The sequence below is a fragment of the Pseudomonas syringae genome (genome assembly GCF_001698815.1).
Lineage (GTDB): Bacteria > Pseudomonadota > Gammaproteobacteria > Pseudomonadales > Pseudomonadaceae > Aquipseudomonas > Aquipseudomonas syringae_A.
In genome coordinates, this window is sequence record NZ_LGSI01000005.1 from 165476 (window position 1) to 190176 (window position 24701).

The 24701-nt window shown below is 59.9% G+C and carries 16 protein-coding genes; 4 read left to right on the forward strand and 12 right to left on the reverse strand.

Translation table 11 applies throughout. The features are described from left to right. Positions 1-11 precede the first annotated feature (11 nt). Together AFK24_RS01690 and AFK24_RS01695 are read left to right on the forward strand one after the other, a co-directional pair. Positions 12-1097, forward strand: a complete 1086-nt coding sequence (locus AFK24_RS01690) for a hypothetical protein (protein WP_065831592.1) — start codon at positions 12-14, stop codon at positions 1095-1097. Between the two features lie 369 nt (positions 1098-1466). Next, the gene (locus AFK24_RS01695; RefSeq protein ID WP_065831593.1) at positions 1467-3371 is read left to right on the forward strand and encodes a DEAD/DEAH box helicase; all 1905 of its coding nucleotides are present in this window, start codon (positions 1467-1469) and stop codon (positions 3369-3371) included. A gap of 193 nt (positions 3372-3564) precedes the next feature. On the opposite strand, the gene AFK24_RS01700 is transcribed toward AFK24_RS01695, so the two are convergent. Beyond that, a complete protein-coding gene (locus AFK24_RS01700) occupies positions 3565-4464 on the reverse strand; it encodes a LysR family transcriptional regulator (RefSeq protein WP_065831594.1) in 900 nt (299 codons plus the stop codon). A gap of 159 nt (positions 4465-4623) precedes the next feature. On the opposite strand from AFK24_RS01700, the gene AFK24_RS01705 reads away from it, so the two are divergent. Continuing rightward, a complete protein-coding gene (locus AFK24_RS01705) occupies positions 4624-5850 on the forward strand; it encodes an MFS transporter (RefSeq protein ID WP_065831666.1) in 1227 nt (408 codons plus the stop codon). A gap of 148 nt (positions 5851-5998) precedes the next feature. Here the strand turns inward: AFK24_RS01705 and hemE are convergent, their stop codons facing one another. The 11 genes from hemE to AFK24_RS01760 form a co-directional block, all read right to left on the reverse strand. Then, positions 5999-7063, reverse strand: a complete 1065-nt coding sequence (gene hemE, locus AFK24_RS01710) for a uroporphyrinogen decarboxylase (RefSeq protein WP_047573191.1) — start codon at positions 7061-7063, stop codon at positions 5999-6001. Positions 7064-7284: 221 nt separating this feature from the next. Continuing rightward, positions 7285-8703, reverse strand: a complete 1419-nt coding sequence (locus tag AFK24_RS01715; protein ID WP_065831595.1) for an FAD-dependent oxidoreductase — start codon at positions 8701-8703, stop codon at positions 7285-7287. Positions 8704-8819: 116 nt separating this feature from the next. Next, positions 8820-13268, reverse strand: a complete 4449-nt coding sequence (gene gltB, locus AFK24_RS01720; RefSeq protein ID WP_065831596.1) for a glutamate synthase large subunit — start codon at positions 13266-13268, stop codon at positions 8820-8822. A 356-nt stretch (positions 13269-13624) separates the two neighbouring features. After that, on the reverse strand, positions 13625-15256 hold the full coding sequence (locus AFK24_RS01725; protein ID WP_065831597.1) for an AAA family ATPase: 1632 nt from the start codon (positions 15254-15256) through the stop codon (positions 13625-13627). A 10-nt stretch (positions 15257-15266) separates the two neighbouring features. Further along, on the reverse strand, positions 15267-16370 hold the full coding sequence (aroB, locus tag AFK24_RS01730; protein WP_065831598.1) for a 3-dehydroquinate synthase: 1104 nt from the start codon (positions 16368-16370) through the stop codon (positions 15267-15269). Positions 16371-16499: 129 nt separating this feature from the next. Beyond that, the gene (gene aroK / locus AFK24_RS01735) at positions 16500-17018 is read right to left on the reverse strand and encodes a shikimate kinase AroK (protein WP_044901649.1); all 519 of its coding nucleotides are present in this window, start codon (positions 17016-17018) and stop codon (positions 16500-16502) included. Positions 17019-17022: 4 nt separating this feature from the next. Then, a complete protein-coding gene (gene pilQ, locus AFK24_RS01740) occupies positions 17023-19098 on the reverse strand; it encodes a type IV pilus secretin PilQ (RefSeq protein WP_065831667.1) in 2076 nt (691 codons plus the stop codon). Between the two features lie 56 nt (positions 19099-19154). Continuing rightward, complete coding sequence (locus AFK24_RS01745; RefSeq protein ID WP_065831599.1) at positions 19155-19682, reverse strand: pilus assembly protein PilP; 528 nt, start codon at positions 19680-19682, stop codon at positions 19155-19157. Next, positions 19679-20302: a type 4a pilus biogenesis protein PilO gene (gene pilO / locus AFK24_RS01750; protein WP_065831600.1), complete on the reverse strand. Its 624-nt coding sequence runs from the start codon at positions 20300-20302 to the stop codon at positions 19679-19681. Before pilO ends, AFK24_RS01745 begins: the two co-directional genes overlap by 4 nt. Next, positions 20299-20865 carry a PilN domain-containing protein gene (locus AFK24_RS01755; RefSeq protein ID WP_065831601.1) on the reverse strand — a complete coding sequence of 189 codons (567 nt, stop codon included), beginning with the start codon at positions 20863-20865 and terminating at the stop codon, positions 20299-20301. Before AFK24_RS01755 ends, pilO begins: the two co-directional genes overlap by 4 nt. Further along, positions 20865-21929 (reverse strand): pilus assembly protein PilM, encoded by a 1065-nt coding sequence (locus AFK24_RS01760; protein ID WP_065831602.1) that lies wholly within the window; start codon positions 21927-21929, stop codon positions 20865-20867. The genes AFK24_RS01755 and AFK24_RS01760 overlap by 1 nt, the downstream gene beginning before the upstream one ends. A gap of 209 nt (positions 21930-22138) precedes the next feature. On the opposite strand from AFK24_RS01760, the gene AFK24_RS01765 reads away from it, so the two are divergent. Continuing rightward, complete coding sequence (locus AFK24_RS01765; RefSeq protein WP_430962141.1) at positions 22139-24598, forward strand: penicillin-binding protein 1A; 2460 nt, start codon at positions 22139-22141, stop codon at positions 24596-24598. Positions 24599-24701: the final 103 nt, after the last annotated feature.

Here is a 24701-nt window from a genome sequence, read left to right on the forward strand (position 1 = left end):
GGTGTAGATTTTTGACTTCACGCATTACATTCACTTCGACCCCACAACTCGTCTATCTGGTCTTCGGCGCTCCGACCTATCATCAGGAAGCTGTCTTCAGCATCGCCAGCGCCTTGGCTGGCATGCGCAAGACGCCCGATCAAGCCCTCGACATCCAGGTCTTCAGCGACAACCCGAAGCCTTACGAAAATCTGCCGGTTCGCGTGCGTACGCTGGACGAACAGACCCGTAAAGCCTGGAGCGCCCCGCACGGTTATCACTTCCGCACCAAACACGTCGCGTTGCGCACCGTGCTGGAGGAATGCGAGCGCGCCTTGCTGATCGATACCGATACGTTCTTCCACGGTTCGCCGCTGGAGCTGTTCGAGCGGGTCAAACCCGGCACGTTGCTCTGCAATGCGTTCAACCTGCGCTACGGCATGTATCAGGAGTCCGAGCTGTACACCAAACTCGCGCCGATCCTCAAGGTGCGCGGGCTCGCAGATGACGACATGCCGCTCATAAACTCCGGTGTCATCGGCCTGGAACGCCAGGATGCAGATCTGCTGGACCAGTCGATTGCACTGATGGACGAGCTGTATCCGCTGGCAAAAGGTGCATACACCCTTGAAGAGTTCTGTCTCGGCGTGGCGGCGTATCGCAACAAAAACGTCAGTCAGTGCCCGGATCTGATCCACCATTATTGGAGTCGCAAGCAGCTGTTTCGCGCCAAGGTTCGTGCTTGGCTGTGCAAGCATGGCGACGATCCTACAAGCGAACACGCGCTGGATGACACACAGCAGGTCACCACTCGCCTGCCGCGACCTCCGAGCTGGCAACGCATGCTGTACAAGGGCGCAACCCTGGGTGTGCCGGCCCATCAGCGGCAGTTCGTGCGCGAAATCCTCTACGGCTGCTGCCAGCACAGCAATGAATTCGACCGTGCCTGCGCGACGGTGTGGTGGGAAAAAGCGCAGGATAACGCCGAGCAACGCCTGAATCAGCCCCTGGAACCGCATCAGCTGGAACACTGGCTGAATCACTGGGTCGTGCGGCAGATTCTGGGGCGCCGACGCCGAGCCATCTACGAGCATTTGCTGCAACGCAAAGCCGGCTGATTCTTGTCCGAAGCCGCGCGTGAACGCGGTCCTGACACCGTTGAGCAGCAGGAACGCGGCGCAGGGCGATTGCTCTGTTATACTGCGCGTTCCCGCCAGGCTTACGCCCGGATGCTCGGTCTTGCAGAAGGCACCTCGATCACGTCAGCAGCGCACTTCTTTTTCCCGCGCCCATGTCACGAGATGTACTAAAGACCAGCAGGACCGGACGGGATTGCGTCTTCCAGGATTCGAACGAAACGTCACCGAGCGGCGATCAGGCAACCAGCATGATCGGCGCCCGGACAGCTTCTGTTCAATTCGGACCGCCATTCGCGCCAGGCAAGATCATCCCTTTGAGCTAAAGCTCTAACCAGAACAGGATTACTCATGTCCTTTGCTTCCCTCGGTCTCTCCGAGGCTTTAGTCCGCGCCATCGAGGCAGCTGGCTACACCGAGCCTACTCCGGTGCAACAGCGGGCAATTCCCGCCGTGTTGCAAGGTCGTGACCTGATGGTCGCGGCTCAGACAGGTACTGGTAAAACCGGCGGTTTCGCCCTTCCGATTCTGGAGCGGCTGTTTCCCGGTGGTCATCCGGACAAATCCCAGCGTCACGGCCCGCGCCAACCGCGCGTACTGGTCCTGACCCCTACCCGCGAACTCGCCGCCCAGGTGCATGACAGCTTCAAGGTCTACGCCCGCGACTTGAAGTTCGTCAGCGCCTGCATCTTTGGCGGCGTCGGCACCAATCCACAGATCCAGGCCATGGCCAGAGGCGTTGACGTGCTGGTGGCCTGCCCTGGCCGTCTGCTCGATCTGGCCGGTTCAGGCAGTGTCGATCTGTCCCACGTTGAAATCCTCGTGCTCGATGAAGCCGACCGGATGCTCGACATGGGCTTCGTCCACGACGTGAAGAAAGTCCTCGCGCGCCTGCCTGCCAAGCGTCAGAACCTGCTGTTCTCGGCAACGTTCTCCAACGACATCACGGCTTTGGCCGGCAAGCTGCTGCACAACCCCGAGCGCATCGAAGTCACGCCGCCGAACACCACGGTCGAGCGTATCGAGCAACGGGTGTTCCGTCTGGCCTCGAACCACAAGCGTTCGCTGCTGGCGCACTTGATTACCGCTGGCGCCTGGGAACAGGTTCTGGTCTTCACTCGCACCAAGCACGGTGCCAACCGTCTGGCCGAATACCTGGACAAACACGGCCTCAGCGCTGTGGCAATCCACGGTAACAAGAGCCAGAACGCGCGCACCAAAGCCTTGGCCGACTTCAAGGCTGGCGACGTTCGCATCATGGTTGCTACCGATATCGCCGCGCGCGGCCTGGATATCGACCAGTTGCCGCACGTGGTCAACTTCGAGCTGCCTAACGTCGACGAAGACTACGTGCACCGTATCGGCCGTACCGGCCGTGCGGGCCGCAGCGGCGAAGCGATCTCGCTGGTTGCGCCGGACGAAGAAAAACTGCTGAAAAGCATCGAGCGCATGACCAAGCAGAAGCTTGCTGATGGCGACTTGATGGGTTTTGACATCACTGCAGTCGAAGCCGAGAAGCCTGAAGTTCGCGAACGTCCGGACGTGCGTAACCCACGCAATCCGCGCGGCCCGCGTGGTGATGGTCCGAATGGCGGCGGTGGCGGTCGCAAGGACAAAGGCAAGGATAAGGGCAAGGAAAAGTCCACGACGGCTACTGCCGGCGAACGCCCGCCGCGTCCGGCCCGTGAGCAAAAGCCTCGCGAAGCGGGTCCGGCCCGTGAACAGCGTCAGCCGTCCACGCCCCGCGCAGCGCAGCCGCAGTCTGCCAATCGCGCTCCGGATGAGTTTCTGGATGACGAAGTGGATAACTTCGGCAACCGTGCTGACTACGTCAGTCCCTATCAGGGCAAAAACCAGGGTCGCGGTCGTCGTCCTGGTGCTCCGGCATCGGCTCCGGCAGCAACACCCGGCGCAGCACCTGCCGCACGTGGTCCACGCCCAAGTGGTCCACGTACCGGCGCTGGCGCAACCACCGGCACTCCGCCGGCCAAGCGTAACGGTCCGCGCAGCGGCGCACCCCGTGACGGCCAGGCCCGTCGCGAGGAGCAACCCCGCAATCGCCGCCCGGCTCGTGATGACCAGCCAGCTCGCCAGGAACCTGCAGTCACAGGTCCTCGCGACGGTCAGCCAGCACCGAAGATCATGCACAAAGAGTCGAAAAGCGATCGGTTCCCGTCCGCTGAACAGCTCGATCAATTGCCAAGCCGCCCACGCGGTGAAAAGCCGGCCTTGCTGACGCGCAACCGCGAAGGTTAAGCAAAGCAGGCAGCAAACAAAACGCCCCGGACTGGTTTCAGTTCGGGGCGTTTTTCGTTGGCGCTGCGACACACGACCCAGACAGCGAAACATCGGTAGGAGGGGACTTGTCCCCGAATGCGATTGGCCAGGAAAAGAGATAAGCCAGACGTTATCGTCGCCTGAGCTGACGTCTTCGGGGACAAGTCCCCTCCTACATTGGATTCCCCGCGTTGCGCGTCACCAGCTCCACAAACGCCTTGGCCATGGGCGACTGCTGGTCTTTGCGTTGCACCAACCAGACCGCACTGGTGGCGGCAGGGTCGAGCAGGGTTCGGTAGACCACGCCATCGATGCGCATGCGGCGGTATGAGGCGGGCAGCACAGTGACGCCCAGACCTGCCGCAACCAGGCCGATGATGGTCATGGCTTCGCCCGCTTCCTGGGTGATCAGCGGGCTGAAACCTGCGGCCCGTGCCAGGTCGAGCAGTTGGGCGTATAAACCGCTGCCATAGGAACGCGGGAAGAACACAAATGGCTCGGCAGCCAGTTCTGCCAGATGCAGGCCGTTTTCGCTGCCTTGGGCCAACGGATGATCGGCGCGAATGATCGCCACTAAGGGCTCATGCATCAGCTCGACGGCAATCAACGACTCGGGCAACGGCAGCGGGCGCATGATGCCGACTTGCATGGACTCATCTTCAAGCCCCGCCGCGACTTCCTTGCTGCTCATTTCCTGCAATGCGAGATGGACTGCCGGGAAGGCCTGGCGAAAAGCAAAGATCGCCTGCGGGATGCTCGACGTGAACGGCGCCGAAGCCGTAAAGCCGATTTTCAGTTCACCCAGCTCGCCCAGTTGCGCACGCCGCGCGACGTCGGCGGCCTTGTCCACCTGCGCCAGCACCAGACGCGCTTCGTCAAGGAACAGACGCCCCGCTTCACTGAGTTCAACGCGCCGGTTGGTACGGTCGAACAATCGCGCGCCCAACTCCAGTTCCAGCGCCTGAATCTGCTGACTCAACGGCGGTTGCGAGATCCCCAGCAATTGCGCGGCGCGACCGAAATGCAGCTCTTCGGCGACGGCGATGAAGTAGCGCAAATGGCGTAATTCCATGAGCCTTCCATTAGGTCGTTTTAGATATCAAACAGGTCGAACAATATATTGGAAAGAATCATTAGCGAGCTATATTCTTTTTCATCATCGCCTGCCCAATCGTTTCCGAGGTCCATTGTGAATCCTGCTGTTGCCCCATCCGACACTGCGTCCACACCTATCCAAGCGGCCATTCCGCTGGGCGACGCCTACATCGAAAAAGACACGCCGATGTTCATGCGTACGGTGCTGGCCTTGTTCTCCGGCGGTTTCGCGACCTTCGCGCTGCTGTACTGCGTGCAACCGATGATGCCGGTATTGTCCCGCGAGTTTTCCATCAATGCCGCGCAGAGCAGCCTGATCCTCTCTGTTTCGACGGCGATGCTCGCCCTTGGCCTGCTGATCACCGGACCGATTTCCGACCGACTCGGGCGCAAGCCAGTGATGGTCCTGTCGCTGTTTTCCGCAGCGATCTTCACCCTGGCCAGCGGCATGGTGCCGAGCTGGGAAGGCGTGCTGATTACCCGGGCGCTGGTGGGTTTGTCCCTGAGCGGGCTGGCAGCGGTGGCGATGACCTACCTCAGCGAAGAGATTCACCCCAATCACATTGGCCTGGCGATGGGCCTGTATATCGGCGGCAATGCCATCGGTGGCATGAGCGGTCGAGTGATTACCGGCGTGCTGATCGATTACGTCAGCTGGCACGCGGCGATCATGGTAGTTGGCGGGCTGGCGTTGATTGCGGCGGCGGTGTTCTGGAGGATCCTTCCTGAGTCGCGCAATTTCCGTGCGCGCTCACTGCATCCGCGCAGCCTGCTGGAAGGTTTTGTCGTGCAGTTTCGCGACGCCGGCCTGCCGCTGCTGTTTCTTGAAGCTTTCCTGCTGATGGGCAGCTTCGTGACCATGTTCAACTACATCGGCTATCGCCTGCTGGCTGAGCCGTATCACCTGAGCCAGGCCGTGGTCGGGTTGTTTTCGGTGGTGTACCTGTCAGGGATATACAGCTCGGCGAAAATCGGCTCATTGGCGGACAAGCTGGGCCGTCGCCAGGTGTTATGGGCGGTGATCGTGATGATGCTGGTCGGCGTCAGCCTGACCATGTTCACCCCGCTGCCGGTGGTGATTGTCGGCGTGCTGCTGTTCACATTCGGCTTCTTCGGCGCGCATTCGGTGGCCAGCAGCTGGATCGGCCGCCGCGCGATCACCGCCAAGGGCCAGGCATCATCGCTGTACCTGTTCAGTTATTACGTAGGATCGAGCGTCGCCGGGACCGGCGGAGGCGTGTTCTGGCATTACGCGGGCTGGAACGGTATCGGCCTGTTCATCGGCGCGCTGCTGCTGGTGGCCCTGGCCGTGGCATTGCGCCTGGCCAAGTTACCGCCGTTGGTGGTGAAAGCGCAGATATAACGAAGCGAACCCGGTAGGAGGGGGCTTGTCCCCGAATGCATTGGCTCCCCGAATCCAATGGCTCAGACACCGCAATATCCAAAGATACCGCCGCCGGTGCAAACGCCTTCGGGGACAAGTCCCCTCCTACCGGCCTCTGCGGAGGGTATCAGCCGTGATACTGCGCCGACAGCTCGTGCACTGCTTCAATGAACGCGCCAGCACGGGCTGGATCGACTTCCGGGGTGATGCCGTGGCCCAGGTTGAAAACGTGACCGTTGCCGCTGCCGTAGCTTTCAAGGATGCGTGACACTTCGGCACGGATCGCTTGCGGGCTGGCGTACAGCACGGACGGATCCATGTTGCCCTGCAGCGCGACTTTGCCACCCACGCGACGGCGGGCGTCGCCGATGTTGGTGGTCCAGTCCAGCCCCAGCGCATCGGCGCCGGTGTCAGCCATGCTTTCCAGCCACTGACCACCGCCCTTGGTGAACAGGATTACCGGCACTTTGCGGCCGTCGTTCTCGCGGATCAGACCGTTGACGATCTTCTGCATGTAAGCCAGCGAGAACTCCTGATACGCCGCATCGGAGAGACTGCCACCCCAGCTGTCGAAAATCTGTACAGCCTGCGCGCCAGCCAGAATCTGGCCGTTGAGGTACGAGGTCACCGACTGCGCCAGCTTGTCCAGCAACAGGTGCATGGCCTGGGGATTTTCGTAGAGCATGGCTTTGGACTTGCGATGGTCTTTCGACGAGCCGCCTTCGACCATGTACGTGGCGAGCGTCCACGGGCTGCCGGAAAAACCGATCAAAGGTACACGGCCGTTAAGCTCGCGGCGGATGGTGCTGACTGCATCCATCACGTAACCGAGGTCTTTTTGTGGGTCGGGGATCGGCAAGGCTTCGATTTCAGCCAGGGTGTTGACGGTTTTCTTGAAGCGCGGACCTTCGCCGGTCTCGAAATACAGACCCAGGCCCATGGCATCAGGGATGGTCAGGATGTCGGAAAACAGAATCGCGGCATCCAGCGGATAGCGATCCAGCGGCTGCAGAGTGACTTCGCAAGCGAACTCCGGGTTCATGCACAGGCTCATGAAATCGCCGGCTTTGGCGCGGCTGGCGCGGTATTCAGGCAAGTAGCGGCCGGCCTGGCGCATCATCCAGACAGGCGTAACATCTACGGGTTGCTTGAGCAGGGCACGAAGGAAACGGTCGTTCTTCAAGGCAGTCATGTCGGCATCCGCAAAAAAAGTGCGGGCATTTTCTCAGACACGGACGCAAAAGGCACGGCAAGAGCCGTGCCTTTTATCTATCGTGGCGATTTGTCGCATAAGAACAGCAAACACTTCACCCGTTGGAGCGAGGTTTGCCCGCGAAGAATTTAACACGGTGTGTCTGATACTCCGCGTCAACCGATTCGCGGGCAAGCCTCGCTCCCACAGGTTGTGAGCCGTTACACGCCCAGATAATCCAGAATCCCTTCCGCCGCATTGCGGCCTTCGAAGATTGCGGTCACAACCAGGTCAGAGCCGCGCACCATGTCGCCACCGGCGAAGATTTTCGGGTTGCTGGTCTGGTGCTTGAACTGCGCCTGTTCCGGGGCGATGACGCGGCCCTGGCTGTCGGTCTGGATGCTGAACTGCTCGAACCAAGGCGCCGGGCTTGGGCGGAAGCCGAAAGCGATGACCACGGCGTCAGCCGGGATGATCTCTTCGGAACCCGGAATCGGCTCAGGGCTGCGACGGCCGCGCGCATCAGGCTCGCCCAGACGCGTTTCGACGACTTTGACGCCTTCGACCCGATCTTCACCAACGATGGCGATTGGCTGGCGGTTGTAGAGGAACTTCACGCCTTCTTCCTTGGCGTTCTTCACTTCCTTGCGCGAGCCAGGCATGTTGGCTTCATCGCGACGATAAGCGCAGGTCACCGACTTGGCGCCCTGGCGGATCGAAGTCCGGTTGCAGTCCATGGCTGTGTCACCACCGCCGAGCACCACAATCTTCTTGCCCTTCATGTCGACGAAATCTTCCGGCGACTTTTCGAAGCCCAGATTGCGATTGACGTTGGCGATCAGGAAGTCGAGTGCGTCGTGCACACCTGGCAGGTCTTCACCGGCAAAACCGCCCTTCATGTAGGTGTAAGTGCCCATGCCCATGAATACGGCATCGTACTCTTCGAGCAACTGATCGATGGTGACGTCCTTGCCGACTTCGGTATTGAGGCGGAACTCGATACCCATGCCGGTGAACACTTCACGACGATGGCTCAAGACGGTTTTTTCCAGCTTGAACTCAGGAATACCGAAGGTCAGCAGACCACCGATTTCCGGGTTCTTGTCGAAAACCACCGGCGTCACGCCGCCACGCACCAAGACGTCGGCGCAGCCCAGGCCCGCAGGACCGGCACCGATAATGGCAACGCGCTTGCCGTTGCGCACGACTTTGGACATGTCTGGACGCCAGCCCATGGCGAACGCCGTGTCGGTGATGTATTTCTCCACCGAACCGATGGTCACCGCGCCGAAACCGTCGTTCAAGGTGCAGGCACCTTCGCACAGACGATCCTGCGGGCACACTCGACCGCAGACTTCCGGCAAGGTGTTGGTCTGGTGCGACAGCTCGGCGGCGGCCAGGATATTGCCTTCGGCCACCAGCTTCAGCCAGTTGGGGATGAAGTTGTGTACCGGGCACTTCCATTCACAGTACGGGTTACCGCAACCCAGGCAGCGGTGGGCCTGATCGGCCGACTGCTGGGGTTTGAAGGGTTCGTAGATTTCCACGAACTCTTTCTTGCGCTGCCGCAACAGTTTCTTCTTCGGATCTTTGCGCCCGACATCGAGGAATTGAAAGTCGTTACTTAGACGTTCAGCCATTTGGAGCCTCTTCGCAGCAGCCTCAAGCGACACGCTTCAAGCTGCAAGAAATCAAATTCTGTTCACCCCACGGAGCTGCAAGCTTGTCACTGAAAGCTTGCAGCTCGTGGCTGCTTTTATTGCGGATTCGCGCGGGTGCTGGAGAGCAACGATTTGAGCGTCGCAGCCTTGGGCTTGACCATCCAGAAGCGGCGCAGGTAATCGTCGAGGTTTTCCCAGACGTTACGGCCCCACTCGCTGTCGGTTTCCTCGACATACTCGGCCAGAACACGCTCCAGATGGCTGCGATAGGCTTCCATCGACTCGCCACTGATGCGCTGGATTTCCACCAGTTCGTGGTTGACCCGATCAACGAAGGTGTTGTCCAGGTCGAGCACATAGGCGAAACCACCGGTCATGCCGGAACCGAAGTTATAGCCGGTCTTGCCCAGCACGCAGACGAAACCGCCGGTCATGTATTCGCAGCAATGGTCGCCCGTGCCTTCCACGATGGTGTGGGCGCCGGAGTTACGCACTGCGAAGCGCTCGCCCGCCGTACCGGCCGCGAACAGCTTGCCGCCGGTAGCGCCGTAGAGACAGGTGTTGCCGATGATGGCGCTGTCCTGAGTCTTGAACGGGCTGCCTTTGGGCGGAACGATGACCAGTTTGCCAGCGGTCATGCCTTTGCCGACGTAGTCGTTGGCGTCGCCTTCCAGATACATGTTCAGGCCGCCTGCGTTCCACACGCCGAAGCTCTGCCCGGCCGTGCCTTTGAAGCGGAACGTGATCGGTGCCTTGTTCATGCCCTGGTTGCCGTGCAGCTTGGCGATTTCGCCGGAGATCCGCGCGCCGATGGACCGGTCGCAGTTGCAGATATCCATGGCGTACTCGCCGCCGCTCATGCTTTCGATGGCTGGTTTGGCCAACTCCACCATGCGCTCGGCCATCAGGCCTTTGTCGAACGGCGGGTTGCGGTCGACGAGGCTGAATTGTGGCTTGTCAGCCGGAATGTGATCGCTGCCCAACAGCGGCGTCAGGTCCAGGTGCTGCTGCTTAGCGGTTTCGCCCGGCAGGATGTCGAGCAGATCAGTACGACCGATCAGCTCTTCCAGGGAACGCACGCCCAGTTTGGCCAGCCATTCGCGGGTTTCTTCGGCCACGTAGGTGAAGAAATTGATCACCATGTCGACAGTGCCGATGTAGTGATCCTTGCGCAGCTTTTCGTTCTGGGTCGCAACACCGGTGGCGCAGTTGTTCAGGTGGCAGATACGCAGGTATTTGCAGCCCAGGGCGATCATTGGCGCAGTACCGAAACCGAAGCTCTCGGCGCCGAGAATGGCCGCCTTGATCACGTCGAGGCCGGTTTTCAGGCCGCCGTCAGTCTGGACCCGAACCTTGCCACGCAGGTCGTTGCCGCGCAGGGTCTGGTGGGTTTCGGCCAGGCCGAGTTCCCACGGTGCGCCCGCGTATTTGATCGACGACAGCGGCGATGCGCCGGTGCCGCCGTCATAACCGGAAATGGTGATCAGGTCGGCATACGCCTTGGCGACACCCGCGGCAATCGTACCGACGCCCGCTTCGGCAACCAGCTTGACCGAAACCAGCGCAGCGGGGTTGACCTGCTTGAGGTCGAAAATCAGCTGCGACAAGTCTTCGATGGAATAGATGTCGTGGTGCGGCGGCGGCGAAATCAGCGTCACGCCCGGCACTGCATAACGCAGCTTGGCGATCAGACCGTTCACTTTACCGCCCGGCAGTTGCCCGCCCTCACCCGGCTTGGCGCCTTGCGCAACCTTGATCTGCAACACATCGGCGTTGACCAGATACTCAGGCGTAACACCAAAGCGGCCGGTGGCGATCTGTTTGATCTTGGAGCTGCGAATCGTGCCGTAACGGGCTGGATCTTCGCCGCCCTCACCTGAGTTCGAGCGTGCGCCCAAGCGGTTCATGGCTTCGGCCAGCGCTTCGTGAGCTTCCGGCGACAGCGCGCCCAGGGAAATACCGGCCGAGTCGAAGCGCTTGAGGATTTCGCTCAGCGGTTCAACTTCGTCGATGGACATCGGTGTATCGAGGGTCTTGACCTTGAACAGGTCGCGGATCATCGAAACCGGACGGTTATCCACCAGCGCGGTGTATTCCTTGAACTTGCTGTAGTCGCCTTGCTGCACGGCAGCTTGCAGGGTGCTGACCACGTCCGGGTTGTAGGCGTGGTATTCGCCGCCGAACACGAACTTGAGCAGACCGCCTTGCTGGATCGGCTTGCGCGGGCTCCAGGCTTCAGCGGCCAGCGCTTTCTGCTCGGCTTCCAGATCGACGAAACGCGCGCCCTTGATGCGGCTCGGCACGCCACGGAAACTCAGGTCGCAGACCGCTTCGGACAGGCCGATGGCTTCGAACAGCTGCGCGCCACGGTACGACGTGATGGTCGAAATGCCCATCTTCGACAGGATCTTGAGCAGACCTTTGGTGATGCCTTTGCGGTAGTTCTTGAACACCTCATAGAGGTCGCCCAGCACTTCACCGGTACGGATCAGGTCGCCCAGCACTTCGTAGGCCAGGAACGGATAGACCGCCGAGGCGCCGAAACCGATCAACACCGCGAAATGGTGCGGATCGCGTGCCGTTGCGGTTTCAACCAGGATGTTGCTGTCGCAGCGCAGGCCTTTTTCGGTCAGGCGGTGGTGAACAGCGCCTACAGCCAGCGAAGCGTGAGCCGGCAATTTGCCCGGCGCGATATGACGGTCGGTCAGGACGATCTGGGTCCGACCGGCGCGCACGGCTTCTTCAGCCTGATCGGCGATGTTGCGCACCGCTGCTTCGAGGCCGATGTGCTCGTCGTAGTTGAGGTCGATGATCTGCCGCTCGAAGCCCGGACGCTCCAGGGTCATCAGCGAACGCCACTTGGCCGGAGAAATGACCGGCGAGCTGAGGATCACGCGGGAAGCGTGCTCTGGCGATTCCTGGAAAATGTTGCGCTCGGCACCGAGGCAGATTTCCAGGGACATGACGATGGCTTCACGCAGCGGGTCGATCGGCGGGTTGGTGACCTGCGCGAACTGCTGGCGGAAATAGTCGTAAGGCGAACGCACACGATGCGACAGCACGGCCATTGGCGTGTCATCGCCCATGGAGCCGACCGCTTCCTGGCCTTGTTCGCCCAGCGGACGCAGCACTTGATCACGCTCTTCGAAGGTGACCTGGTACATCTTCATGTACTGCTTGAGCTGGTCGGCATTGTAGAAAGCCGAACCATGGTCGTTGTCTTCGATGGTCGCCTGGATGCGCAGGGCATTCTTGCGCAGCCATTGTTTGTACGGATGACGCGACTTCAAGCGGTTGTCGATGGCGTCGGTGTCGAGGATCTGGCCGGTTTCGGTGTCCACGGCAAAGATCTGGCCCGGACCGACACGGCCCTTGGCGATGACGTCTTCGGGCTTGTAATCCCACACGCCGATTTCCGACGCCAGGGTGATGTAGCCATTCTTGGTGGTAACCCAGCGCGCCGGGCGCAGGCCGTTACGGTCGAGCAGGCAAACCGCGTGGCGACCTTCGGTCATCACGACGCCAGCCGGGCCGTCCCACGGCTCCATGTGCATGGAGTTGTACTCATAGAACGCCCGCAGATCGGGGTCCATGGTCTCAACGTTCTGCCACGCAGGCGGAATGATCATACGCACGCCACGGAACAGGTCGATGCCGCCGGTGACCATCAGTTCGAGCATGTTGTCCATGCTCGACGAGTCGGAGCCGACGCGATTGACCAGCGGGCCCAATTCGTCGAGGTCCGGCATCAGTTCGTTGGCGAACTTGGTGCGCCGGGCCTGAGCCCAGTTGCGGTTGCCGGTAATCGTGTTGATCTCGCCGTTGTGGGCGAGGAAGCGGAACGGCTGCGCCAACGGCCATTTCGGCAGGGTGTTGGTCGAGAAGCGCTGGTGAAACACGCAGATCGCAGTCTGCAGGCGCTCGTCGCTCAGGTCCGGGAAAAATGCCGTCAGGTCGCGCGGCATCATCAGACCTTTATAGATGATGGTCTTGTGGGAAAAGCTGCAGATGTAGTGATCGGTATCTTCAGCGTTGGCCACCGACGAACGGCGACGGGCGCTGAACAGCTTGATGGCCATTTCCTGATCGCTCAGGCCTTCACCACCGATGAACACCTGCTCGATTTTCGGCAGCCGCTCCAGGGCCAGACGACCCAGCACGCTGGTGTCGATAGGCACCTGACGCCAGCCGATCAAGGTCAGGCCGGCAGCGAGGATTTCGCGATTCATGTTCTCGCGGGCGGCATCAGCCTTGGCATCGTCCTGATTGAGGAACACCATGCCCACGCAATATTGACCCGGCAGCTCGGTACCAAAGTGCTCTTTGGCAATAGCACGCAGGAATGCGTCTGGCTTCTGAATCAACAGCCCGCAGCCGTCGCCGGTCTTGCCGTCAGCGTTGATCCCACCACGGTGGGTCATGCAGGTCAGGGCTTGGATAGCCGTCTGCAACAGGTGATGACTGGGCTCGCCTTGCATATGGGCGATCAGGCCGAAACCACAGTTATCCTTGAATTCATCTGGATGGTACAGACCTGCTTTCATAGACACTTTCTCACCAGGCTGCCTCTATTCGAGGCAAATTTCTTTTCAATTCAACCAGTTACCTCTCGCGCTGAACGTACGCCAGCTTAGCGGGAGCAAAAGGGAGGTCATTGTACACACCGACACAAGGCGTCACAAATTTAACGACGAACAGGCGTAAATTCGTGTCGCATTTCTGAAGGTTTATAGCGAGACGTTGTGCTAGTCAAAGTCTTTTTTGTGAGATTGACCGGGGCACCCTGAAAACACGATGCGCCTGCAACGCAGACAGCACAAGGCGCGCTGCCAACTGGCAGCACGCTCAAGCGTTAAAACAGGGTTGCTGGGTGAGCGGCCTGGATAAAGCCGCTGCGACTTCAGCGAGTTGCGCCGAGCTCCTGTTGGATGCTGGCGACAGTACGAGGCCAAGGTTTACCAGCCTGAACCTTGGCTGGCAATACCTTGATGGCTGCCAGGGCGGCAGCACGGTCAGAAAAGTTACCGTAAGTGATCACATACAGCGGCTTGCCCTGCAGCGTTTTCTTGAAGTAGCGGTACTCGCCGCCCTGCTCGGCCACGAAAGCCTGAGCGGTGGCTTCGGAGCTGGTACCCAGAATCTGCACGACATAATGGCCTGGAGCCTGGCCGCTATACCAGCTGCCGCCGGCGGCCGGTTTTGCAGCAGCAGCGGCTGGAGCAGGCGCAGCAGGTTTGGCTGCTGGCTTGGCCGTGGCGACCTGCGCAGGCGGCGGCGTTGGCACTGCAGCAGGCTTGGCTGCCGGGGCCGCTGGTTTAGGCGCAGCAACCGCGGCTGCCGGAGGCGGCGCGATGGAAGAACGCGGCGTAGCACCCGCCGCTACGCCAGCAGGTGGCGCGGTGGTGGTAACGGTAGGTGGCTGGGCGGCAGACGAAACCGGCACGCCGTCATCGTCGCCATCACCCGAACCCGCCGCTTCAGCCAAAGGACCGCGCATGACCGGCTGCGAGTTTCCGCCCAGCGGCAAAGGTACGGGCTGCGAGTTGCCGGCGAATTCGATCGCCGGAGCGCCATTGTTCGATTGCTGTGTCGCAGGCTTGCCCTGCCCCAGCGGCAGTTGCGCCTGGGCATTGGCAGGCGCGTTGGCTGGCGCTGTGGTGTTGTTGCCACGGCCAGGGATCAGCACGGCTGCCAATACTCCCACCACGACTACCGCACCCAGAGCCAATACGTGTTTCTTCGGCATTTTGAACCCCATACTTGGACGCTTGACCGCAGTACGACTGGCGATCATCGCTTCAATCATTGAATCTCGAGCAACCTGGTTAATAGCACCTGGCCAACCATTGGAATGCTCGTGAATGTCGGTAATCTGCTCGGCCGTGAATAGCTGGATGCCTTGTCCGGCACCGTCCAGTCGCTGCGCCAGGTATTCCCGGGTTTCGTCTTCGGTGTAAGGCTCAAGCTCGATGACGTGAAAGCGCTCACCCTCAACTTCGGAATCAGCACACAGCTGTTCCAGGCGATCAATCAGCGAAGCTTCGCCAAACAGGAACACATGCGGACGACCTTCAGGCGTGCCCGCCGCCAGACCAAGCAATGCTTCGAGTGCGGATTCGCCCAGTTGTTCGGCATCGTCCACCAACAAATAGACTTCCTGCCCGGTCAGCGCCAGTTGCACGACCTGGGCAAGGATGGCGCGCATCTCGGCCTGGGCAACGCTGAGCGCTTGCGCAACCTGACGCAAAACCCCGGCGGCATCGCTGGCGCCACGCGCCGAAACCACGACGCTCTGCACCGACTGCTTGTTGGTGCTCGCTACCAACGCCTGACGCAGCAGGGTTTTGCCGCTGCCTTGAGGACCGGTAACCGCCAGCAGCAACTGGCTGTAACGCGCCAGGTGATGGAGCTGACCCAGTACAGGCTTGCGCTGGGCAGGGAAAAACTTGAAGCCAGGCACCCGCGTTGCAAAGGGGTCATGACTCAACTGGTAATGGCCGAGGAAGGCCTCGTCCGCGTGCAAACTAGTCATGGATTTTTCGTTAACCTCTAAGCTGATCCACGAGAGCGCGGTAATCCGCAACCAGCGTGGCCTGTAATACTTCTTTCGGATATTCGTCGGTGATAACCGCTTCGCCGATCCGGCTCAGTAACACCAGACGCAGGCGACCGTCGATCACCTTTTTGTCGATTGCCATATGTTCGAGGAAATTGTCTTCGGTCATGTCTTGCGGCGGCACCACTGGCAGACCAGCACGCTGGAATAACCGAATGCCACGATCTCGCTCCTCGGTGGTGATCCAGCCCAGGCGCGAAGACATTTCCAGCGCCATGACCGTGCCCGCCGCAACCGCTTCACCGTGCAGCCAGACGCCGTAACCCATATGGGTTTCAATCGCGTGGCCGAACGTATGTCCGAGATTAAGCGTAGCGCGCACACCCGACTCACGCTCATCGGCGCCGACAACCAGGGCCTTGGCGGCGCACGAGCGTTCGATGGCGATGGTCAGCGCGGCCTGATCCAGCCCGCGCAGGCGATCAACGTTTTCTTCGAGCCAGGTCAGAAACGGCTCATCGCAGATCAAACCGTACTTGATGACTTCCGCCAGCCCCGCCGAAAGTTCGCGCTCCGGCAAGGTATTGAGCGTCGTCGTATCGATCAGGACCACGCCCGGCTGATAAAACGCGCCGACCATATTCTTGCCCAGCGGATGGTTGATGCCGGTCTTGCCGCCCACAGACGAGTCGACCTGGGACAGCAGCGTGGTCGGGATCTGGATGAAATTCACGCCGCGCTGGTAGCACGCAGCAGCAAAGCCAGCCATGTCGCCGATCACACCGCCACCCAGCGCGATAACCGTCGTGCGACGGTCATGACGGGCAGTGAGCAGCGCGTCGAAAATGGTTTGCAGGGTTTCCCAGTTCTTGAAGGCTTCGCCATCGGGAAGCACGACCGGCAGCACGCTATAACCGGCCAGGGTGCGCGTCAGTCGCTCAAGGTAAAGCGGCGCGACGGTGGCATTGGAAACAATCGCAACCTGTCTGCCGACGATATGCGGCGCAAGCAATTCAGGGCGATCCAGCAATCCTTCGCCAATGTGAATCGGGTAGCTCCGATCGCCAAGCTCGACCTTAAGTGTCTGCATGTGTCCCCACATTGATTACCGAATGGGTGTTCGCGCACGCATCTTGGCGTCCGCGTAAAAAATGGCTTAATGCCATGTCACGACCCTGCTTTTTATGGTCGCCGAGGATAGCGCATTTCCGTCTGCGCTTTAACGGGGAGGAAGCTCTGCCAAGCGCGCCAGGATGTCAATCACCACCATCCGCGGCGGCCGCTCGTCGGTTTCAATCACCACATCGGCGATTTCCCGGTACAGCGGATCACGGATCGCCAACAGGTCGCGCAGCACCTGGGCTGGATTGCCCGTGCGCAGCAAAGGACGATTGCGATCACGCGCCGTGCGTCCGACCTGCTGTTCGACCGACGCGTGCAGATACACCACACGCCCACCGGCATGCAGCGCCTGACGGTTTTCGCTGCGCATGACGGCACCGCCGCCTGTCGCCAGGACGATTCCGTCGCTGTCGCAGAGTTCGGCAATCATCGCCTGTTCGCGGTCGCGAAAGCCGGGCTCGCCTTCCTTATCGAAAATCCAGGGAATATTCGCCCCGGTCCGCAGTTCAATTTCCTTGTCGGAATCCTTGAACGGCAGTCTCAGCTCTTTGGCCAGCAAACGACCGATGGTGCTTTTGCCAGCCCCCATCGGTCCTACAAGAATTAAATTTCGCACAGAATCAACGACTCACCGCAATCGCCTGGTTGTTCATGATACGCGGAGTGAGAAACACCAACAGCTCGGTTTTATCCTCTGAAACCACATCGCGCCGGAAAAGGCGGCCAAGATACGGCACATCGCCAAGAAATGGCACCTTGTCGACCGTTTTACTTTGCGTATTGGAGAACACTCCGCCGATCACGATGGTCTCGCCATCGGACACCAGCACCTTGGCATTGACTTCGTTTTTCTTGATAGGCGGTACACCATTGACCATGTTCAGATAGTCCGGCTCATCCTTGGTGACCTTGACCTCCATGATGATGCGGTTATCTGGAGTAATCTGCGGGGTCACTTCAAGAGACAGGGAAGCCTCCTTGAAAGACACCGACGTCGCGCCGCTGGAGCTGGATTCCTGATACGGAATTTCCGTACCTTTGAGGATTTTCGCAGTTTCCTTGTCGGACGTGACCACCTTCGGCTGGGAGACGATCTCACCGTTACCGGTCTTTTCCATGGCGCTCAGTTCAAGGTCTAGCGTGGTGTTGTCGGTCAGGAACGAGATGCCGATCCCGGAAGTGGCACCGGAAGCGCCGAGGTCAACGTACGGTGCGCTGGTGCTTTGGCCGGTCAAGGTCGTCGGCTGGGCAGTACCACCGGTTGTCGTGTAATTGCCGCTGGTGCTCGAACCGCCCCATCGCACGCCCAACGCCTTGTCGTAACCGACTGTCGCCTCGACGATACGCGCCTCGATCATCACCTGACGCACCGGGATGTCCAGCTGCGAAACGATGCGGCGCAGCTCGTCGAGACGGTCCTGTGTCTGGTAAGCAATGATGTTGTTGGTGCGGTCGTCGACAGTAATCGAGCCGCGCTCGTCGGCCTTGGCCTCGGCGCTGGTCACCGACTGGAACAGCTTGGCGATGTCAGCGGCCTTGGCGTAGTTCACCTGCAGCAATTCGCGGCGCAGCGGAGCCAGCTCGGCGATCTGCTTGAGCGATTCCATTTCCTGGCGCTCCCGCGCGGCAATTTCGTCAGCCGGCGCAACCAGCAGCACGTTGCCGATCTTGCGTTTATCCAGGCCTTTGGTTTTCAGCACCAGATCCAGCGCCTGATCCCAGGGCACGTTTTGCAGGCGCAGGGTAATCCCGCCCTGAACCGTGTCGCTGGCCACCAGATTGAGGCTGGTGAAATCGGCGATCAGTTGCAGCACCGAGCGCACGTCGATGTCCTGAAAGTTCAGCGACAGCTTCTCGCCGGTGTAGACCGGTTTTTCCGCGTTGCGACGATCCAGGTCTTCGTGGGTCAACGGCCGCACGCTGATGGTCAGCTTATTTTCGGTCTGATAGGCCGAATAGTCGAAAAGGCCGGAGGGTTCGATGCTGATGCTGGCCTTGTCACCGGAAGCACTGGCATTGACGAACTGCACCGGGGTCGCGAAGTCTTTGACGTCCAGGCGGACACGGAGCCTTTCCGGCAACTGGGTCTTGGGGAAATCGACGCGAATCTTGCCGCCCTGTTCCTGAATATCCGGGGCGATACTGGCATCGGTCAGTTCGATGACCACATTGCCTTCACCCAGCTCACCGCGCTGGAAATCGACGTTCTTGACCGCCTTGCCCACCGGCACGTAAGGCCTGGCAGGTGCAGGAGGTGGGACAGCTACGCGCGCCGCGCCTTGGGCGGTTGAAGGTTGCGACGCCTGGGCAGCCGACGCGCCCTGACCGATGACAACGAACAGCTTGTTGCCTTCGACCCGCGAACTGTAAGGGGCCAGCGCCGTCAGGTTGATGATGACGCGAGTGCGATCCTTGGTCTCGATGACCACCACGCTGCGCGCGTTGCCGGTCCCCAGGTCATGGGTCTTGGTTGCCAGCTGGCTGGTCACGCCCGGCAGATCCAGGGCAATACGTGCCGGCTGCTCGGTGGTGTAGCCGCGCGGGGCAGGAACGGGAGCGTCGAACGTCAGCTTGAGCTCGACCCGATCACCCGGCAGCGCAGCGACATCCAGCGTTTTGAGGTTGGCAGCCTGGACAATCGGCGACGTCATCGCAATCCATAGCGACACGCCGATAATCGAGAGAATCCTAGTCATGTTCAATTTCCGTCCTGCTGACACGAGGGTCTGTTGCGTGCTTGGCTTGGCCCATTTCATGAGCGTTCTTTCAGGGAAATACTGCGCGGCCTTTCCAACCATGCCCCCTCTCCATCAGGAACTATTTCAATGACATCGACTTGTGCTTCGTTGATCGAGATGATCCGGCCATTGTTGCGCCCCAGATAATCCCCCACTTTTACGCGGTGGACACCACCGGCACCCTTGAGCAGGGCGAAGGTTCCGGAATCGTTGGCCATGGTCCCGACCATATCGAACGATTCAATATTGAAACCTTCGAGAAACTGCCGAGGACGCGCGTCATCCGGCTTGACCAGACGCGAGCCTTTCGGGCGGTTGATCATATCGATCTTGATTGGCGGCTGAAACGGACTGCGCAGATTCGCCGCGTTATAGGTGAAGGCTTCGTAGGGACGAAATTTCGGCAACGGCTCGATAGTGCCCGAAGGCCGCGCGCGCGCCTCGTCCATGAAAGCGCTGAGGTCGGTAAAGGCGCTGTCCCCTTCACAACCCGCCAGGCTCATCAGCACGATGCCGATGGACAACAGTCGCAGCGCCCTCATTTCTTCAACCCTTGATCGTTATAGCGGTAGGTCTTGGCCAGAATACTCATGCGCAACATGGTCGGGCTCTTGGGATCCATCGGCTTGATATCGAAATCATGCAAAGTGACGATGCGCGGCAGGCTGGCCACGCCACTGACGAAAGTCGCCAGATCGTGATACGCGCCGACAACGGTGATTTGTATCGGCAGCTCGATGTAAAACTGCTGGGCCTCTTCGGGCAGCAATTTGATTTCTTCGAACTCCAGCCCGCTGCCCAGCCCGGTACGGGTGATGTCTTCAAGCAACCCCGGCACTTCGGTGTCGCTTGGCAACTGACGCAGCAAGGCGCCGAAGGTGTTTTCCATCTCGGTCATCTGGGTCTTGTAAGGCCCCAGGTTCGCGGCCTGGAACGCCTTGGTGGTGAACTGCTCCTTGAGCGTGATCTCCTGGGCGCGGGCGCTATCGAGCTGGGTTTCCAGATCCTGGATGAAAAAGAAGTAACCCAGGGCCAACACCAGAACCAGCAGCAGCACGCCTGAAATGGCCTTGACCGCAGCAGGCCACGAACCCAGATTTTCCAGAGTCAGATCACTGATATCAATGCGCCGCAGCCCTTCCAGGGATTCCGAAAGATTCATGGCTTGGCTCCTTCAATCGCCGGCTGGGTCTGGCGTACCGTCAACTGGAAGGAGTTGGCCCGATCCGCCGCATTGTCGGCGCTCGCCTTGACCTCGTTGAGGACGGGCACTTCCAGCCAGTCGGACGCATCGAGATTGCGCATCAGGTCCGAGACACGGTTGTTGGACTCGGCCGCGCCGTTGATGCTGATCAACTTGTCGGTCATTTTCACTTCGGAGAAATACACGCCATCGGGCAGCGTGCGCGCCATCTGATCGAAAATTCGACCGATGATCGGGCGGTTGCCCTGCAAATCCTGAATGATCTTCATGCGTTCCAGCAGCTGTTTGCGGCGCGCGCGCAATTCGCTGATTTCCTTGATACGCCCGTCCAGCTGGACGATTTCCTTCTGGATGAAGGCATTGCGGGCGAGCTGATGAGTCACGGCGCTGCTGACGTATTGATCGAACAGCAAAAGTGCGCCGACTGCCGCGACCAGCACGCCGGTTAGTGCGGTCAGGAAGCGTTTCTTGCGTTCTTCGCGAAGCTGTTCGCGCCAGGGGAGGAGGTTGATCCGGGCCATTAGTCGAAACTCCTCAAGGCCAGACCGCAGGCGATCATCAAGGCGGGTGCATCACTGGCCAGGGCGCCCGCGTTGACCTTGGCGCTCAGGGCCATGTCCGCGAACGGGTTGGCGACCAGCGTAGGGGTGCCGATGCGCTGCTGAATCAAATGGTCGAGGCCGGAAATCGACGCAGTGCCGCCCGCCAGCATGATGTAGTCGACGGAATTGTATTGCCCGGCAGCAAAGAAGAATTGCAGCGAACGCGTCACCTGTTGAACCACGGCATCCTTGAACGGTTGCAACACCTCGGCGTTGTAATCGTCGGGCAGGCCGCCCTGCTTCTTCGCCAATCCGGCCTCTTCCATCGAGAGACCGTAGCGACGCTGAATTTCCTCGGTGAGCTGGCGCCCGCCGAACAACTGCTCACGCGTATAGATAATGCGGCCGTTGTGCAGCACGCTCAGGGTGGTCATGGTTGCGCCGATATCAACGACGGCGACGGTCAGTTGATCGTGACCATTGCCCAGTTGCGCGGACAGCAGACCGAAGGCTCGCTCCAGAGCGTAGGCCTCGACATCAACGACTTTGGCATTCAGCCCGGCCAGCGCCAGCGCGGCCTCGCGGACTTCGACGTTTTCCTTGCGGCAGGCGGCGAGCAGCACTTCGACACGTTCGGGATTGCGCACCGAATAGCCCTGGACTTCAAAATCGATGGCGACTTCTTCTAGCGGATAAGGGATGTACTGATCAGCTTCGAGCTTGAGCTGATTCTCCATGTCGTCGTCGGACAGACCGGCGTCCATCTCAATGGTTTTGGTAATCACCGCCGATCCGGCTACCGCAACGGCGACGCCTTTGACGTTGGTCTTGGCCTTGGCGAGCACGCGTGACAACGCATTGCCAACGCCTTCCAGCTCGGCAATATTCTTCTCGACCACGGCATTGGCCGGGAGCGGTTCGACCGCGTAAGACTCGACCTTGTACCGGGTGCCGGAACGACTCAACTCAAGGAGTTTTACCGAGGTGGAGCTTATATCGATCCCTAGAAGGGTGTTGGCCTTCTTACTGAAGAGTTCGAACACAACCTAATTCCTATGAGTTTCCGTCACTTACGGATATTTTTTTGTCCAAAGCCACTGTCGGCAGTCTTGACAGTAGCGCAAATAACGCTCGGGGACGAAAAATGCTTATAATGCCCAGCGTTTTTTTCGTTTAACCAAGCTTCAAGGCGTGTTCAATTGTAACGGCCTACGCTTAACCCATTCTTTTATCTGGAAATCCAAAAGCCTTGATACGCCTGCTGAAGTTTTTCTGGTGGTCTCTCGTCGCTATATTCTGCGGGCTGTTGCTCGGTTTGAGCGGTGCATTCCTTTACCTGAGCCCAAGCCTGCCCTCGGTAGACGCGCTGCGCAGTATCCAACTGCAAATCCCGCTACGTGTATACAGCAGCGACGGCAAATTGATTGCTGAATTTGGCGAGATGCGCCGCACTCCAATCCGTTTCGCCGAAATACCGCCTAACTTCATCAATGCCCTGCTGTCCGCCGAGGATGACAACTTCGCCAATCACTACGGCGTAGACCCTGGCAGCCTGATGCGTGCTGCTTCACAACTGGTGAAGAGCGGCCACATTCAATCAGGCGGCAGTACCATCACCATGCAAGTGGCGAAAAACTATTTCCTGACCAGCGAACGCAGCTTCTCGCGCAAAACCACCGAGATTCTCCTGGCCCTGCAAATTGAGCGCCAACTTACCAAGGATGAAATCCTTGAGCTCTACGTCAACAAAATCTACCTGGGCAACCGCGCCTACGGGATCGAGGCGGCAGCGCAGGTGTATTACGGCAAATCCATCCGCGACGTAAGTCTGGCGCAGATGGCAATGATCGCCGGTCTGCCCAAGGCACCTTCGCGTTTCAACCCGCTGGCCAACCCGGTTCGCGCCAAAGAACGTCGCGACTGGATCCTGGGCCGCATGTTCAAGCTCGGCAAGATCGACCAGAACGCTTATCAGACCGCGCTCAACGAGCCGATCAACGCCAGTTACCACGTCCCGACGCCTGAAGTTAACGCGCCCTACATCGCCGAAATGGCCCGCGCCGAGATGGTCGGCCGTTACGGCAGCGAAGCCTATACCGAAGGCTTCCGCGTCACCACTACTGTGCCAAGCGATCTTCAGGAACACGCCAACAATGCGGTTCAGGAAGGCTTGATCGATTACGACCAGCGCCACGGCTATCGCGGCCCTGAAAGCCGCTTCCCGGCCATGACTCGCGAGGCCTGGGCACAGGAACTGACCAAACAGCGCACCATCAGCACACTTGAGCCAGCCATCGTCACTCAGGTCGACAAGACCGGCCTGCGTGTCCTGACCCGCAACGGCGAAAAAGAAGAAACCGTCGAGTGGGCCACCATGAAATGGGCGCGGCCGTATCTCAACACCAACAGTCTGGGGGCAAATCCCAAGCAACCAGCTGACGTAGCTCATGTTGGCGATCTGGTTCGTCTGCAACGCCAGGAGAATGGCTCGCTTAAATTCAGCCAGATTCCTGTGGCGCAGAGCGCGCTGGTGTCTCTCGATCCGCAAAACGGCGCGATTCGGGCACTGGTCGGTGGCTTCGCTTTCGAGCAGAGCAACTACAACCGCGCCCTGCAAGCCAAGCGCCAGCCCGGTTCGAGCTTCAAGCCCTTCCTCTATAGCGCGGCGCTGGACAACGGTTACACCGCGTCGAGCCTGGTGAATGACGCACCGATCGTGTTCGTCGACGAATACCTGGATAAAGTCTGGCGTCCGAAGAACGACACCGGCACCTTCCTCGGCCCGATCCGCCTGCGCGAAGCGTTGTACAAGTCGCGCAACCTGGTCTCGATTCGCCTGCTGCAACAACTGGGCATCGACACCGCGATCAACTACATCACCCGCTTCGGCTTCAACAAGGACGACTTGCCGCGCAACCTGTCCCTGGCGCTGGGTACTGCAACACTGACGCCGATGGAAATCGTCAGCGGTTGGAGTGCATTCGCCAACGGCGGCTACAAAGTCAGCCCGTACCTGATCCAGAAAATCGAAAGTCGCGATGGTGCCACGCTGTTCGACGCCAACCCGCCAACCGTGCCCGCCGTCGACAGCAAGATCGCCCCGGACACCAAAGTGGTTGCCGTCGCCAACGGCCCGGCGCTCGTCACCTCGTCGACTGAAGGCCCGCCACCGACCACGCCGCCGGTTGATCCAAAAGCGCCGGCCGTGGCCGAACGCATTGTCGATGGTCGCACCACGTACATCCTCAACAGCATGTTGCAGGACGTGATCAAGCGCGGCACAGGTCGTCGCGCCCTGGCAATGAATCGTCCGGACATCGCGGGCAAGACCGGTACCACCAACGAATCCAAGGATGCGTGGTTCACCGGCTATAACGCCGATTACGTGACCACCGTCTGGACCGGCTTCGACCAACCGGAAAGCCTGGGACGTCATGAATTTGGCGGTACCGTGGCATTGCCGATCTGGATGACCTACATGAGCGCCGCTTTGAAAGACAAGCCGCCGCATGTTCAGGCAGAACCGGATGGCATCCTCAGCCTGCGAGTGGATCCGATCAGCGGCCGCGCGGCGTCGCCGAGCACGCCGAATGCGTTCTTCGAGCTATTCAAAAGCGAAGACACGCCGCCAAGCGTCAACGAATTGGGCGGCGGCAGCGCACCGGGCAGCCCGCTGCCAGCGGATGAGTCGGCGCCGATTGATTTGTTCTGAGCCGAGAACCGTAGGACCGGCTTTAGCCGGGAGGGCGCCACTTCTTTCGAAGCAGATGTAGCGCACGTATATCCCCTCCCGGCTAAAGCCGGTCCTACGCAGA

Coding starts and splice junctions, on each gene's coding strand:
- AFK24_RS01695 (WP_065831593.1), top strand. CDS start 1,467: ATGTCCTTTGCTTCCCTCGGTCTCTCCGAGGCTTTAGTCCGCGCCATC.
- AFK24_RS01700 (WP_065831594.1), bottom strand. CDS start 4,464: ATGGAATTACGCCATTTGCGCTACTTCATCGCCGTCGCCGAAGAGCTG.
- hemE (WP_047573191.1), bottom strand. CDS start 7,063: ATGACTGCCTTGAAGAACGACCGTTTCCTTCGTGCCCTGCTCAAGCAA.
- AFK24_RS01715 (WP_065831595.1), bottom strand. CDS start 8,703: ATGGCTGAACGTCTAAGTAACGACTTTCAATTCCTCGATGTCGGGCGC.
- gltB (WP_065831596.1), bottom strand. CDS start 13,268: ATGAAAGCAGGTCTGTACCATCCAGATGAATTCAAGGATAACTGTGGT.
- AFK24_RS01725 (WP_065831597.1), bottom strand. CDS start 15,256: ATGACTAGTTTGCACGCGGACGAGGCCTTCCTCGGCCATTACCAGTTG.
- aroB (WP_065831598.1), bottom strand. CDS start 16,370: ATGCAGACACTTAAGGTCGAGCTTGGCGATCGGAGCTACCCGATTCAC.
- pilQ (WP_065831667.1), bottom strand. CDS start 19,098: ATGACTAGGATTCTCTCGATTATCGGCGTGTCGCTATGGATTGCGATG.
- AFK24_RS01745 (WP_065831599.1), bottom strand. CDS start 19,682: ATGAGGGCGCTGCGACTGTTGTCCATCGGCATCGTGCTGATGAGCCTG.
- pilO (WP_065831600.1), bottom strand. CDS start 20,302: ATGAATCTTTCGGAATCCCTGGAAGGGCTGCGGCGCATTGATATCAGT.
- AFK24_RS01755 (WP_065831601.1), bottom strand. CDS start 20,865: ATGGCCCGGATCAACCTCCTCCCCTGGCGCGAACAGCTTCGCGAAGAA.